A 12,698-nucleotide genomic window follows, 5' to 3' on the forward strand; every position below is an offset into this window, starting at 1 on the left:
CGGCAGCGGGATGAGCACCCGCACGGGTGACGGGGTGAGCGATATGGCGAATGCGCACGGGGACTCCCGGGACCGGTTCCACGACGGGTCCCGGGACGCCCAGGTGATCCCCATCGGCCGGGGCCGCTCCGCCCGCGGTTTCGAGGGGTTCGCCGACTTCGCCGCGTCCCTCGACCCGGAGGACGACCGCCGCCTGGCTGAGCTGCTGGCGTTCGTCCGGCGCCGGATCTCGGGGGAGTACGAGGTCGACGAGTTCGGCTTCGACGCCGAGCTCACCGACAAGGTGCTGCTGGAGGTCATGCGCCCGATCTACCGGCACTGGTTCCGCACCGAGACCGTCGACATCGAGAACGTGCCGGGCGACTCCGGCGCCCTCGTCGTGGCCAACCACTCGGGTACCATCCCGCTGGACGCGCTCATGCTCCAGGTGGCCCTGCACGACGACCACCCCGACCGGCGCGCCCTCCGCCTCCTCGGCGCCGACCTGGTCTACCAGCTGCCCCTCCTCGGTCACCTGGCCCGCAAGACCGGCCACACCCTGGCCTGCCGGGAGGACGCCGACCGGCTGCTGCGCAAGGGCGAGCTGGTGGGGGTCTTCCCCGAGGGGTTCAAGGGGGTCGGCAAGCCGTTCTCCGAGAGATACCGGCTCCAGCGGTTCGGCCGCGGCGGGTTCGTCGCCTCGGCCATCCGGGCCGGGGTGCCGATCGTCCCGTGCGCGATCGTGGGCGCGGAGGAGATCTACCCCAAGATCGGCGATCTCCGGTTCCTCGCGCGGGCGCTGGGCCTGCCGTACCTGCCGATCACCCCGCTCTTCCCCTGGTTCGGCCTCCTCGGACTGGTCCCGCTCCCGTCGAAGTGGCTGATCGGCTTCGGCGAGCCGATCCGCACCGACGAGTACGACCCGGCCGACGCCGACGACCCGATGCTGGTCTTCAACCTCACCGACCAGGTTCGCGAGGTCATCCAGCAGCAGCTGAACGAGCTGCGCCTGCGCCGGGGGCACGCCTTCCCGCCGTTCTTCTGAGTCGTCTTCCGGCCGTCACCCGCTTCCGGTCGTCACCGTCTTCCGGTCGTCCGGTGAGCGTCGCGGTATGGATTTTTATTAGTCTCCGCGTCTAACAACGCGTGCTTTCGGTCGGTATGGTGTGGTCAGCATCGAGCTTCCGAGCCTTGGGAGTGGCCATGGGCGCACGCCGTACCGCGATGACAGCGATGATCGCCGGGCTGGCGATCGGGACGGCCCTGGGAGCCGCCCGGCGGCGGGAGGGGCGTGGCCGGGAGGTTCTCGGCGGGCACCGGGGACGGCCGGTCACGGTCACCACCGATGACGGCGTCCAGCTCGCGGTGGACGTGGAGGAGGCCGAGGCGCCGGAGTTCGCCGTGGTGTTCGCGCACGGCTGGCTGATGAACCGGCACTGCTGGCACTTCCAGCGGGAGGCGCTCAAGGGCCGGGCGACCCTGGTCTTCTACGACCAGCGCGGGCACGGCGGCTCGGCGTGCGGGGCGTTCGACGCGTGTACGGTCGACCGGCTCGGCGACGACCTGGCCGCGGTGATCGACCAGGCAGTGCCCGAGGAGCTGCCCGTGCTGCTGGTCGGGCACTCCATGGGCGGTATGACGATCATGGCCTTCGCCGGCCGGCACCCCGGGACACTGGCCGGGAGGGTCGCGGGCGTGGCGCTGCTGAGCACGTCGCCGGGGCGGCTGCGGGACAGCACCTTCGGGCTGCCGGGACCGATCGGGAGGCTCGCGCCCGTCATCACTCCGATCATGTTCGACCGCATGCTCGCCCGCGCCGCGTTCATCGACCGCAGGGTCGCGATCAAGACGCGCACCAACCTGCCGGTGACCCGTTATGTGGCCTTCGGGCCCCGCGCGCGCCGCGACCACGTGCGGTTCGTCAACGACATGGCCGTGGCCACGCCGACCGAGGTCATGGTCGGCTTCTACCGGGACTTCCTCGTCCACGACAAGCTCGCGGCGCTGGCCGCGCTCTCCTCGGTGGAGACTCTGGTCATGGTGGGCTCACGCGACCGGATGACGCCGCAGGCGCACAGCCGCCGCATCGCCGAGGCCCTGCCCGGCGCACGCCTCCAGGTCGTCCCCGGAGCCGGCCACATGATCGGCCTGGAACGGCCCGAGGTCGTCAACGCGGCCCTGTCCGGCCTGTTCGACCGCGCCATGCGCCGGGGCGGTCAGGTCGCGCGGTAGTGGCGGCGCAGGGCGATGGCGGCGGCCACGCCGCCGGCCACGGCGCCCGCTCCGGCCGCGATGGGAAGGCCGACCATGGTGGCCTTGCGGCCGGTGCGGAAGTCCTTGATCTCCCACTTGCTGGCTCTGGCGTAGTCGCGCAGCTCGGCGTCCGGGTTGATCGCGGTGGGATGACCGACGAGGGAGAGCAGCGGCAGGTCGTTGGCCGAGTCGCTGTAGGCCGAGCAGCGGGTCAGGTCGAGCCCCTCCCTGCGGGCCAGGGCCCGTACGGCCTCCGCCTTGGCCGGCCCGTGGAGCAGGTCGCCCACCAGGCGCCCGGTGTAGACGCCGTCCACGGTCTCGGAGACGGTGCCGAGAGCGCCGGTCAGGCCGAGTCGCTGGGCGATCACGCGGGCGAGTTCGACGGGCGTGGCCGTGACCAGCCAGACGCGCTGCCCGGCGTCGAGGTGGCTCTGGGCGAGGGCGCGGGTGCCGGCCCAGATGCGGTCGGCCATGGCCTCGTCGTAGATCTCCTCGCCGAGGCGGACGATGTCCTCGACCTTGTTCCCCGCCACGAACGCCAGCGCGGTCTCCCTCGCCTTGGCGATGTGCTCGGGGTTCTCGTCCCCGCGGACGCGGAAGACCGCCTGACCGAGGGCGAACCTGAGCAGGTCCTTGGTGGTGAACAGGCCGCGGGAGGCCAGGCCGCGGGCGAAGTGGTAGATCGAGGCGCCGCGCATCATCGTGTTGTCGACGTCGAAGAAGGCCGCCGCCGTCGGGTCCGGATCGGCCATCGGCATGGCGACGGCCGCCGCGGCCGCCACCTCCCCGGCCGCCTGGGCCTCACTCCGCCGTCGCATCAGCCGCTTCATAGCACCTCAGCTTAACTGGCCGAGATGGGTGAAATCGGTATACGTCGCGTTAGCGGGGGGTGACGTTTCGCGAATGGCGTCACTCGGCGATCATCAGTCCCTGGATGTAGTCGAGGTAGCCACTGGCTCTGCGCTGATCCTCCTCGTCCATCTTGGGGATCATCTCCTCGATCTGGTGACGCTGCTCCTGGACGAAACGCCGGATGGTGCCCGTGGTCTTCGCATCGCGGCGCTCCACCCGGGTGAGAGAGGTGATCGCGGACCGGGTGGTGTCCTCCATCTCCTTGAGGGTCTCGCCGACCAGGTCGCTACCGCCCTGCGCGGCGGATCCGAGCAGTTCCTCGACCTCGCGGGCCCGGACGGAGGCGGATCTGAGCTCGCGGTCGGCCCGCTCCGCGTCGTCGGCGCTCATCCGGAGGAGGGTGTTCTCCGCGGCGCGTTTGAGGGGGTAGAGGATGTCGCCCGGCACCGACTCGTAGGTGGCCATACCGGTGGCCACCATGATCACCACCAGTCCCGCGCTCAGGAACTGGGGGAGCAGGGGGAAACGCGGCCTCCGGCGGGACCGCGGCCGCCGGGGGACCGGAACCTCCTCGGCGGGCAGGGGCGCCTCCCGGGCCGTGCTCATCAGGCGCTCCCGGAGCTCGTCGCGGAACTCCGGGCGCGGGGTGGTGGCCATGTGGGGACCGAGCCGCGACAGCCGGCGCCGGACGCGCCGTCGCGAACTCCGTGAGATTCCGGGCAGCCACTTACCCATCATTCTCCTAGCGAGGGGACCGCCGGGTCCGCCCGGCGGGGAATCGCTTTCCTGTTACGGTTCTTGCGCTTGAAACGGTCAGGACTTGGCCGTCGCCTGCCTCACTTCGAGGAAGACGAGAAGCTGCTCCCTTCGCGGAGTGGAGGAGTCACCGGTGCTATCTGCCTAACGACGGCTCGGCACCTGAGGTTACGCGGCAGGTCACCGCGAACGTCCCGGTGCCGTCGCTCCGATGTCCCTCCCGCGTCCTCACCGTCAACCGAGGTCCGAGGGGAGGGCGCGGGCGAGCGCCCGGATCGCGCGGAACTGCAGGGCTTTGATGGCACCGCTCTTCTTGCCCATGATGAGCGCCGTCTCGGCCAGGGACATGCCGTGCAGGAACCGCAGGACCACGCACTCCTGCTGCTCGGGCCGGAGAGCTCGGACGGCGCTGAGCACCCGCTGGCTGATCATCGCGCTGACGACGGCGTTCTCCGGGATGTGGGGGCCGTCGAGCGGCGTCTCGAACACTTCGGCCGTGGAGACCTCAAGCCGGTAGCGGCCGGACTTGAAGTGGTCGGTTACCAGGTTCCGGGCGATGGTCACAAGCCAGGCGCCGAAGTCACGCCCCTGCCAAGTGAAGTCCGTGATTCGGCGAAGCGCCCTGAGGAAGGTCTCGCTCGTGAGATCCTCGGCGAGCGGGTGGGATCCGACCCGCAGGTAGATGTAGCGGTAGACCAGGTCGAGGTAGCGGTCGTAAAGCGTGCCGAACGCCTCCGTGTCTCCTGTCTTGGCACGGAGGACGAGCGTGCGCAGTTCTTCGGCGGTGTCCTCGCGCACGAGGAGATCGTTGCTGTGGGTAGGTCGGGCGACTCCGGCGGCGGTGGGGAGCGTTCCGGCGAACGGCCACGTGTCTGGCATCCGGTATCCCTGGGGAGAAAGGGTGCGGCGTGCTCGCCCACTCTAGAAATCATCAGGAAATTCCACAATCCACCTCGCACTGTCGTGACTGGGGGTAGTCGACATATACGGTGTGGGGCCGGGTGTCCTCGGGACGGGTTCCTCCGGCCCGATCTCCATTTCCCGAGACCGGGACGGAGTCCCGGCTACCGGTCAGAGGGAAATGTCCGGCAGCATTGGAGACACCATGGAAGTCCTCGTCGCCGTTATCGCGTCCGTCGGAGCCGTGCTCGCCGCCATCGCCACGGTCGCTCTCATCAGCAGGCTCCGCAGCGAGCCCAAGGGCTGGCTGCTCGCCTGGAGCGTCACGACCGCGGCGTTGTTCGTGTCACTGAGCGTAGTCGCGGCCGGTCATCTGATCGGGTTCGGAGCGGTCACCTTCCGGTTGTACCAGCTGGCCGGATCGATGCTGGCCCCGCTCTGGCTGGCCATCGGGGTCGTCCAGCTGCTGGCCCGCAAGTCCGCGCCCCGGTTCGGCGCGTGGTTGCTGGGCGGCGGTCTCACCGCCGTGGCCCTGGTGATCATGATGGTGGACCCGGTCCTCAAGGAGGACTCCTTCGGAAAGTCCCTCCCGGTCACCCGTGACCACTGGAGCATTTTCCCGTCCTACCTCCTGACGGCCGTCCACGTGATCGCCGCGCTGATCCTGCTGGGCGGGATCGTGCTCGCCGTGCTGCGCTGGCGCGACGGTGACGACTACGACACCGACAACATGCACGCGCTCCTGGTCGTCGGCCCCACGGGTCTGGCGGCGATCGGGGCCTTCTCCTTCGGGGTTCCGGGCATGCTCGTCGCCGTGCTGCTGCTCGTCGTCGCCGCCGCCGTCTGGTACGCCGTCCTCCGGCCCCTCGCGCCCTACGAGGACGACGAAGACGACTTCGAGGACGAGGACGACTGGGAGGCGCGGAGCCCGAGCCGCCGCCCGGTACCCGACCGGTACAACGACGTCCAGGTCGCCGGGCGGCGCATGCCCGCCGACCAGATCCCCGCGGCGGTGCCGGAACAGGCCTCCCGCCGCTCGGGCCTCGGCGACCTCGTCGCCGAGTACCGCGCGGGCGAGCGGAACGTCGACTACGCGGCGCGCATGGGGCAGGGAGTCCCCGGATCCGACGACCCGTTCGACGGCCCCGCCACCGGCACCTTCATGGCCGGGGAGTACGGCATGCCCGCTCCCGACCGTCCCTTCGACGGCGATGACCGCGCCGGGAACTTCCCGAGGACCGGGCAGTTCGGCATGCCGGCCGCCGATCCGTCCCCCGGCGGCCCGGTGACCGGGGAGTACAGCATCCCCCTCAACGAGTACGGCGTTCCGGACCCGTCCCACGGCGCCGGGCCGGTCGACAGCCTCCGTCCGATGCCCGCCGAGCAGGCGTTCGGAGCCCCGCCCCGGAGCTCGTCCAGCGCCGCGTATCCCGGCCCGGCCGCCGAGCGGACGGGCGGCGGAGACGCCTCCGCCCGGCCGTCGCCGAGCATCTACGGGCTCCTTACGGTGTTCACCCTTCTCGACGGGACCGGCGAGGGGTTCGACCGGCTGGCGGAGGAGACGGTCGAGGCCGTACGGCAGAACGAGCCCGACACCCTGATCTACACCTGCCACTCGGTGAAGTCGGCCCCGCTCCAGCGCATCATCTACGAGATCTACCGGGACGAGGTCGCCTACGCCGAGCACCAGCGTCAGCCGCACGTGGAGCGGTTCGTGGCGGAGCGGCAGAGCATGGTGCTCGCCACGAACGTCATCGAGATCAACGTGAACGCCGCCAAGGTGATGCCGCTGCCGACGGCGTTCAGGATCTGAGCGCGGCCCGCAGGCGGTTCTCGTCGACGCGCCAGAAGTCGTGCTGCACGCCGTCGACGAATGTGACCGGAATCATGTCCCAGTATTTCTCCTGATCCTCCTGGGAGGCGGTGATATCGCGTTCCTCCCAGGGAACGCCCAGTTCGGCGGCGACCCGCTCGATCACGGCCCGCGCGTCGTCGCACAGATGACAGCCGGGCTTGCCGAGCAGCGTGATGCGGTGGTCCTGCGGTGACATGCCCGTCACGCTAGCCCCCCTCCCCACCGAGCCGCGACGCGTCAGCGTCGCAATCAACACAGCCACTTTGTGCATCGGTTCACAAAGGTACTAACCTGGATGACAGTGGCCTCACCTCGTTATCCGTTGCGTCCGGGCCGCGCCGGCCGCCTGTCCCCCTGGAGCTCCGGCACGTGATTCGCCGTCTGTCCCAAGCTCGTGAACGTGGCATTCCCGAGGCGACCGTCGCCCGGCTGCCGCTCTATCTGCGAGCGCTGAACGGCATGTCCGAGCGGGGACTGGCGACCGTGAGCTCGGAGGACCTGGCGGTCGCCGCGGGCGTGAACTCGGCCAAGCTCCGCAAGGACCTCTCCCACCTGGGGTCGTACGGCACGCGCGGAGTCGGTTACGACGTGGAGTACCTGATCTATCAGATCTCCCGTGAGCTGGGTCTCACCCAGGACTGGGCCATCGCGATCATCGGAGTCGGTAACCTCGGACGGGCACTGGCCAATTACGGAGGGTTCGTCTCCCGGGGATTCCGGGTCGCCGCGCTCCTCGACGCCGACCCCGCCGTGGTGGGCGACCGTATCGCGGGATTGAATGTAGAGCACATCGACGAGCTGGAAGCCGTGATCAGGCGGCGGGGAGTGTCGATCGTGGTGCTCGCGACACCGGCGGCGGCGGCTCAGCAGGTGGCCGACCGGGTCATCGCCGCGGGGATCACCAGCATCTTGAACTTCGCCCCCGTCGTGCTTTCCGTGCCCGAAGGCGTCGATATCCGTAAGGTCGACCTATCGATTGAGCTGCAGATCCTGGCGTTCCACGAGCAACGCAAGACGGATCGGATGACTGGGGGGGCCGCGATGGCCGAGGAATGGCCCGAGGCGGTGGACCTGTGACTGCACAGAGGACAGAGAAGCGTCACCACGAGCGGGGCCTGATGGGGCGTCACGTGAGCGAGCGCGGCGCGCGGTTCCACGGGCGCGGCATGCGGTTCCACGGGCGCGGCGCGTTCGTGAGCGCGGGATCCGAACCGTCGGACGGAGGCGCGGCCTCATGAGCGTCCTCGTCGTCGGCCTGAGCCACCGCACGGCCCCCGTCGCCCTGCTGGAGCGGGTCTCCGTCTCGGGCGACCGGCTGGTCAAGCTGCTCCACGACGTCCACGTCGCCGCCGGCGTCGCGGAGGCCATGGTCGTCTCGACCTGCAACCGGGTCGAGGTCTACGCCGTCGTGGACCGCTTCCACGCGGTGGTGAACGAGGTCTCCGAGCTGCTCAGCGTGCATTCGGGCGTCCCGAAGGAGCAGCTCACGCCCCATCTGTACGTGCACTACGAGGACCGGGCCGTCGAGCACCTGTTCTCGGTCGGCGCCGGCCTGGACTCCATGGTCGTCGGTGAGGGGCAGATCCTCGGCCAGGTACGGCAGGCGCTCCGGCTCGCCCAGGAGCAGGGCACCCTCGGCGCGACCCTCAACGATCTCGTCCAGCAGGCGCTCCGGGTCGGCAAGCGGTGCCACGCCGAGACCGGCATCGACCGCGCGGGCGCGTCACTCGTCGGGGTGGGCCTCACCCTCGCCGCGCGGGTCCTCGGCCCGATCCAGGGCCGCAGGGCCCTGGTGGTCGGCGCCGGTTCGATGAGCGCCCTGTCCGCCGCGACGCTGCAGCGGGCCGGGGTGAGCGACATCGTGGTGGTCAACCGGACCCACGAGCGCGCCGTACGGCTGGCGCAGACGGTCGGCGGCCGGGCCGCCCCGTTCGCGGATCTGGCCGCGGAGCTGGCGGAGGCCGACCTCGTCATCTCCTGCACGGGCGCCACCGACGTGGTCGTCACGGCGGACATGGTGACGCCGCGGGAGATGTTCCTGCTCGATCTCGCCCTGCCGCACGATGTGGATCCCGCCGTACGGCTGCTGCCCGGCGTCACCCTCGTCGACCTGGAGTCCATGCAGGAGGGCGGGGCCGACACCGGCGCCGACGACGGCGGCCGGGTCGAGGCGGTCGCCGCGGTGCGCGGGATCGTCGCCGAGGAGGTCGCGGCCTACCTGTCGGCCGAGCGGGCCGCGCGTGTCACGCCGACCGTGGTCGCGCTGCGCAGCAAGGCGGCCGATGTGGTGGAGGCGGAGCTCGGGCGGCTCGTGTCGCGGGTCCCGGAGATCGAGGGCCGGATCCGTGACGAGGTCACCCAGACCGTCAGGCGCGTGGTGGACAAGCTGCTCCACGAGCCCACCGTGCGTGTCAAGCAGCTCGCGGAGTCCCCGGCGGGCGATCATTATGCGGAAGCGCTGCGCGAGCTGTTCAACCTGAATCCGAAGGTTCCCGACGCGGTCAGGCGCATCGAGACGATCGACATGGAGGTGGACCGGTGACGGCCCCCCTGAGGATGGGAACGCGTCGCAGCCTCATGGCCACGACGCAGTCGGGGCTGGTGGCCGCCCGGTTCACCGAGCTGACCGGCCGGGCCGTCGAGACGGTCGGTGTCACCACCTACGGCGACGTGACCAAGGCGAACCTGACGCAGCTCGGCGGGACCGGCGTCTTCGTCAGCGCGCTGCGGGACAAGCTGATCGAGGGTGAGATCGATTTCGCGGTGCACTCGCTGAAGGATCTGCCCACCACGCCCGACCCGCGCATCGTCATCGCCGCGATCCCGCCCCGCGACGACCCCCGGGACGCCCTGGTCGCCGGGGTGAAGCTGGCCGATCTGCCGTCCGGAGCGAGGATCGGCACGGGCTCACCACGCAGAATCGCCCAGCTTCGCATGCTCCGTCCTGATATCGAATGCGTGCCCATCCGGGGTAACGGCGAGACCCGGATCGGCAAGGTCACCTCCGGCGAGCTGCACGGCGTCGTTCTGGCCGCGGCCGGGCTCGGCAGGCTCGGCCGGGAGGCCGAGATCGCCCAGATCTTCGAGGTCGAGGAGATGCTCCCGGCCCCCGGCCAGGGAGCGCTGGCCGTGGAGGTCCGGTCCGACCGGGCCGATCTGGTGGAGCTGCTGGGCGTGCTCGACGACCCCGTCACCCGCGTCGCCGTGGCCGCGGAGCGTGCCGTGCTCAACGCCCTGGAGGCGGGCTGTGCCGCTCCGGTTGGTGCGTTCGCGGCCGTCGACGGGCAAGATCTGAACCTGACCGCTGCCGTCGTCGCCATCGACGGTGGGAACGCGGTGCGCAAGTCCACCGCCGGGACCTCTTCGGCGGCCGTGGATCTGGGACGCGACCTCGCGGCCCGGATGATCGCAGAAGGGGCCGGCACGTTGATAGGGGAGCAGACACATTGAGCTCCGGAAGTACCACCTTCGAGCATCCCGCCGGATTCGTCGCCTTCGTCGGCGCGGGACCGGGTGACGAGGGCCTGCTGACGCTGCGCGGGGCCGACCTGCTGGCGAAGGCCGACCTCGTCGTGCTCGACCGGGAGGCGTACGGCCCGCTGCTGCGCCACTGCAGCCGGGACGTCGAGGTCGTCGACGCCTCCGAGACGGGGGCGGTCTCGCTCAAGGCCGTGACGGCGGCCAAGGCGGGGCGCGGCGTCGTACGCCTGTGCGCGGGCGACCCGATGTTCTTCTCCTCGATCACCGAGGAGGTCGCGGCCTGCTCCGCGGCGGAGGTGGACTTCGAGATCGTGCCGGGGGTCCCCCCGGCGACGGCGGTGCTCACCTACGCGGGCATCCCCGCGGCGGTCTCGGTGCCCGAGTTCCGGGTCGTGGACGCGACCATGGTCGACGACTGGGGCGCGTACGCGACCGGGGCGGGAACCCTGGTGATCTACAACGGGGTCGCCGAGGCCGTGGCGATCGGCAAGGCGCTCGTCGCCGCCGGCCGGCCGGATTCCACGCCCGTCGCGATCAGCAGTTCCGGCACCACGACGGAGCAGTACACCGTGGTGACCACGCTCGGCCGGATGGCGCCCGACCTCAAGCACGCCGGGATGACCGAGCCCGCGCTGATCGTGGTCGGCGAGGCCGTGGGCATGCGCGAGCGGCTGTCGTGGTTCGAGACCAAGCCGCTGTTCGGCTGGCAGGTGCTCGTGCCCAGGACCAAGGAGCAGTCCGTGGGCCTGGTCGAGCAGCTGCGCTCCTACGGCGCGGTGCCCGTGGAGGTCCCGACGATCTCCGTCGAGCCGCCCCGCACCCCGCAGCAGATGGACCGGGCGATCAAGGGCCTGGTCACCGGGCGCTACGAGTGGGTCGCCTTCACCAGCGCCAACGCGGTCAAGGCCGTACGGGAGAAGTTCGAGGAGTACGGCCTGGACGCCCGTGCCTTCGCCGGGCTGAAGGTGGCGGCCGTGGGAGAGGCCACGGCGCGGGCCCTGGTGGAGTTCGGCGTCAAGCCCGACCTGGTCCCGACCGGGGAGCAGTCGTCGGAGGGCCTGCTGGCCGAGTGGCCGCCGTACGACTCCATGCTCGACCCGATCAACCGGGTCCTGCTGCCCCGCGCCGACATCGCCACCGAGACGCTGGTCGCGGGCCTGACCGAGCTGGGCTGGGAGTGCGACGACGTCACCGCCTACCGGACCGTGCGCGCGGCGCCGCCGCCCGAGGAGATCCGCAACGCCATCAAGGGAGGCGGATTCGACGCGGTGCTGTTCACCTCCTCCAGTACGGTGCGCAACCTCGTCGGGATCGCCGGCAAGCCGCACAACGTCACGGTCATCGCCGCGATCGGCCCGCAGACCGCCAAGACCGCCGAGGAGCTCAACCTCCGCGTCGACGTGATGGCGGACAAGGCGTCGGCTTCGGCCCTCGCCGCGGCGCTGGCGGAGTATGGTGCGAAGCAGCGTCAGGCCGCGCTGGCGGCCGGGGAGGTGCCGCGCAGGCCCTCCCAGACCCGCCGAGGCGCCCGCCGCCGCGCCAAGTGATCTGAGGGGGAGACCACCATGACCGCCCAGTTCCCCGCCGCGCGCCCGCGCAGGCTGCGCCGTACGGCCGCGATCCGCCGGATGGCGGCCGGGACCAGGCTGCACCCCGCCGAACTGGTGCTGCCGATGTTCGTCAAGGAGGGCATCGCCGAACCGCAGCCCATCGGGTCGATGCCGGGCGTGTTCCAGCACACCCGCGACTCCCTGCGCAAGGCCGCCCACGAGGCGGCCGAGGCGGGGGTCGGCGGGCTGATCCTGTTCGGCGTCCCCGCCGTGAAGGACGCCCGCGGTTCGGCCGCCGACGACCCGGCGGGGATCGTCCAGCAGGCGGTCGCGGACCTGGCCTCCGACGTCGGCGACACGCTGGTCGTGATGACCGACACCTGCCTGGACGAGTTCACCGACCACGGGCACTGCGGCATCCTCACGCCCGCGGGCGAGGTCGACAACGACGCGACCCTGGAGCGCTACGCGGCCGCCGCGGTGGCCCAGGCGCGGGCCGGATCGCAGGTGATCGCCCCGAGCGGGATGATGGACGGGCAGGTCGCCGCCATCCGCGCGGCACTGGACGGCGAGGGCTTCGAGCAGGTCCCGATCCTGGCCTACTCGGCGAAGTACGCCTCGGCGTTCTACGGCCCGTTCCGCGACGCCGCCGAGTGCGCGCCGCAGTTCGGCGACCGCAACGCCTACCAGCAGGACCCGGCCGGACCGGTCGGCGAGGCGCTGCGCGAGGTCCGGCTCGACCTGGCCGAGGGTGCCGACGCGGTGATGGTCAAGCCCGCGCTGGCCTACCTCGACATCCTGCGCCAGGTGCGCGACCTGGTGGACGTGCCGGTGGCGGCCTACCAGGTCAGCGGGGAGTACGCCATGGTCGAGGCCGCGGCGGCGAACGGCTGGATCGACCGGGATCGGGCGATCATGGAGTCGCTGATCGCGATCCGCCGCGCCGGAGCCGACATGATCCTCACCTACTGGGCGACCGAGGTGGCCCGCCGGTTGTCCTAGACAGTTTCTACGGCGACGCTGCGCGTCGCGGCTCGGGGGCTGGTAACCGGCTCCTGCCGTCGTCACGTGCT

Annotated in this window: 12 protein-coding genes; 8 read left to right on the plus strand and 4 right to left on the minus strand. The window is 70.9% G+C overall.

Annotated features, from left to right (window positions below; all coding sequences use genetic code 11):
* The first annotated feature begins 10 nt into the window (after window positions 1–10).
* Together IEZ08_RS10910 and IEZ08_RS10915 are read left to right on the plus strand one after the other, a co-directional pair.
* Window positions 11–1,024, plus strand: coding sequence for a lysophospholipid acyltransferase family protein (locus IEZ08_RS10910; RefSeq protein ID WP_229803036.1), 1,014 nt, complete (start codon window positions 11–13; stop codon window positions 1,022–1,024).
* A 158-nt stretch (window positions 1,025–1,182) separates the two neighbouring features.
* A complete protein-coding gene (locus IEZ08_RS10915; protein WP_068920747.1) occupies window positions 1,183–2,211 on the plus strand; it encodes an alpha/beta fold hydrolase in 1,029 nt (342 codons plus the stop codon).
* Here the strand turns inward: IEZ08_RS10915 and IEZ08_RS10920 are convergent.
* The 3 genes from IEZ08_RS10920 to IEZ08_RS10930 all read right to left on the minus strand — a co-directional run bounded on the left by IEZ08_RS10920 (window position 2,196) and on the right by IEZ08_RS10930 (window position 4,719).
* Complete coding sequence (locus IEZ08_RS10920; RefSeq protein ID WP_068920748.1) at window positions 2,196–3,062, minus strand: HAD family hydrolase; 867 nt, start codon at window positions 3,060–3,062, stop codon at window positions 2,196–2,198. The two genes, IEZ08_RS10915 and IEZ08_RS10920, sit on opposite strands and share 16 nt — an antisense overlap.
* A 79-nt stretch (window positions 3,063–3,141) precedes the next feature.
* The gene (locus IEZ08_RS10925) at window positions 3,142–3,741 is read right to left on the minus strand and encodes a DUF5667 domain-containing protein (protein ID WP_141703513.1); all 600 of its coding nucleotides are present in this window, start codon (window positions 3,739–3,741) and stop codon (window positions 3,142–3,144) included.
* A 333-nt stretch (window positions 3,742–4,074) separates the two neighbouring features.
* Complete coding sequence (locus IEZ08_RS10930) at window positions 4,075–4,719, minus strand: sigma-70 family RNA polymerase sigma factor (protein ID WP_068920750.1); 645 nt, start codon at window positions 4,717–4,719, stop codon at window positions 4,075–4,077.
* A gap of 226 nt (window positions 4,720–4,945) precedes the next feature.
* Here IEZ08_RS10930 and IEZ08_RS10935 point away from each other — a divergent pair, with 226 nt between their 5' ends.
* Window positions 4,946–6,553 (plus strand): antibiotic biosynthesis monooxygenase, encoded by a 1,608-nt coding sequence (locus tag IEZ08_RS10935; protein ID WP_068920751.1) that lies wholly within the window; start codon window positions 4,946–4,948, stop codon window positions 6,551–6,553.
* On the opposite strand, the gene IEZ08_RS10940 is transcribed toward IEZ08_RS10935, so the two are convergent.
* On the minus strand, window positions 6,543–6,791 hold the full coding sequence (locus IEZ08_RS10940) for a glutaredoxin family protein (RefSeq protein ID WP_068920752.1): 249 nt from the start codon (window positions 6,789–6,791) through the stop codon (window positions 6,543–6,545). The genes IEZ08_RS10935 and IEZ08_RS10940 overlap by 11 nt on opposite strands.
* 173 nt (window positions 6,792–6,964) lie before the next feature.
* On the opposite strand from IEZ08_RS10940, the gene IEZ08_RS10945 reads away from it, so the two are divergent.
* The 5 genes from IEZ08_RS10945 (at window position 6,965) to hemB (ending at window position 12,627) form a co-directional block, all read left to right on the plus strand.
* A complete protein-coding gene (locus IEZ08_RS10945; protein WP_068920753.1) occupies window positions 6,965–7,672 on the plus strand; it encodes a redox-sensing transcriptional repressor Rex in 708 nt (235 codons plus the stop codon).
* A gap of 157 nt (window positions 7,673–7,829) precedes the next feature.
* A complete protein-coding gene (locus IEZ08_RS10950; protein WP_068920754.1) occupies window positions 7,830–9,137 on the plus strand; it encodes a glutamyl-tRNA reductase in 1,308 nt (435 codons plus the stop codon).
* Between the two features lie 14 nt (window positions 9,138–9,151).
* Window positions 9,152–10,045 carry a hydroxymethylbilane synthase gene (hemC, locus tag IEZ08_RS10955; RefSeq protein ID WP_084780858.1) on the plus strand — a complete coding sequence of 298 codons (894 nt, stop codon included), beginning with the start codon at window positions 9,152–9,154 and terminating at the stop codon, window positions 10,043–10,045.
* A complete protein-coding gene (locus IEZ08_RS10960) occupies window positions 10,042–11,622 on the plus strand; it encodes a bifunctional uroporphyrinogen-III C-methyltransferase/uroporphyrinogen-III synthase (protein ID WP_068920756.1) in 1,581 nt (526 codons plus the stop codon). The genes hemC and IEZ08_RS10960 overlap by 4 nt, the downstream gene beginning before the upstream one ends.
* Window positions 11,623–11,640: 18 nt before the next feature.
* Window positions 11,641–12,627 carry a porphobilinogen synthase gene (gene hemB / locus IEZ08_RS10965; RefSeq protein ID WP_068920757.1) on the plus strand — a complete coding sequence of 329 codons (987 nt, stop codon included), beginning with the start codon at window positions 11,641–11,643 and terminating at the stop codon, window positions 12,625–12,627.
* Window positions 12,628–12,698: the final 71 nt, after the last annotated feature.

Origin of the sequence: Planobispora rosea (assembly GCF_014648175.1) — a bacterium.
Lineage (GTDB): Bacteria > Actinomycetota > Actinomycetes > Streptosporangiales > Streptosporangiaceae > Planobispora > Planobispora rosea.

Bases quoted from the DNA above. Each gene is read 5' to 3' on its own strand.
- IEZ08_RS10910 (WP_229803036.1), top strand. From the start codon at position 11: ATGAGCACCCGCACGGGTGACGGGGTGAGCGATATGGCGAATGCGCAC.
- IEZ08_RS10915 (WP_068920747.1), top strand. From the start codon at position 1,183: ATGGGCGCACGCCGTACCGCGATGACAGCGATGATCGCCGGGCTGGCG.
- IEZ08_RS10920 (WP_068920748.1), bottom strand. From the start codon at position 3,062: ATGAAGCGGCTGATGCGACGGCGGAGTGAGGCCCAGGCGGCCGGGGAG.
- IEZ08_RS10925 (WP_141703513.1), bottom strand. From the start codon at position 3,741: ATGGCCACCACCCCGCGCCCGGAGTTCCGCGACGAGCTCCGGGAGCGC.
- IEZ08_RS10930 (WP_068920750.1), bottom strand. From the start codon at position 4,719: ATGCCAGACACGTGGCCGTTCGCCGGAACGCTCCCCACCGCCGCCGGA.
- IEZ08_RS10935 (WP_068920751.1), top strand. From the start codon at position 4,946: ATGGAAGTCCTCGTCGCCGTTATCGCGTCCGTCGGAGCCGTGCTCGCC.
- IEZ08_RS10940 (WP_068920752.1), bottom strand. From the start codon at position 6,791: ATGTCACCGCAGGACCACCGCATCACGCTGCTCGGCAAGCCCGGCTGT.
- IEZ08_RS10950 (WP_068920754.1), top strand. From the start codon at position 7,830: ATGAGCGTCCTCGTCGTCGGCCTGAGCCACCGCACGGCCCCCGTCGCC.
- hemC (WP_084780858.1), top strand. From the start codon at position 9,152: ATGGGAACGCGTCGCAGCCTCATGGCCACGACGCAGTCGGGGCTGGTG.
- hemB (WP_068920757.1), top strand. From the start codon at position 11,641: ATGACCGCCCAGTTCCCCGCCGCGCGCCCGCGCAGGCTGCGCCGTACG.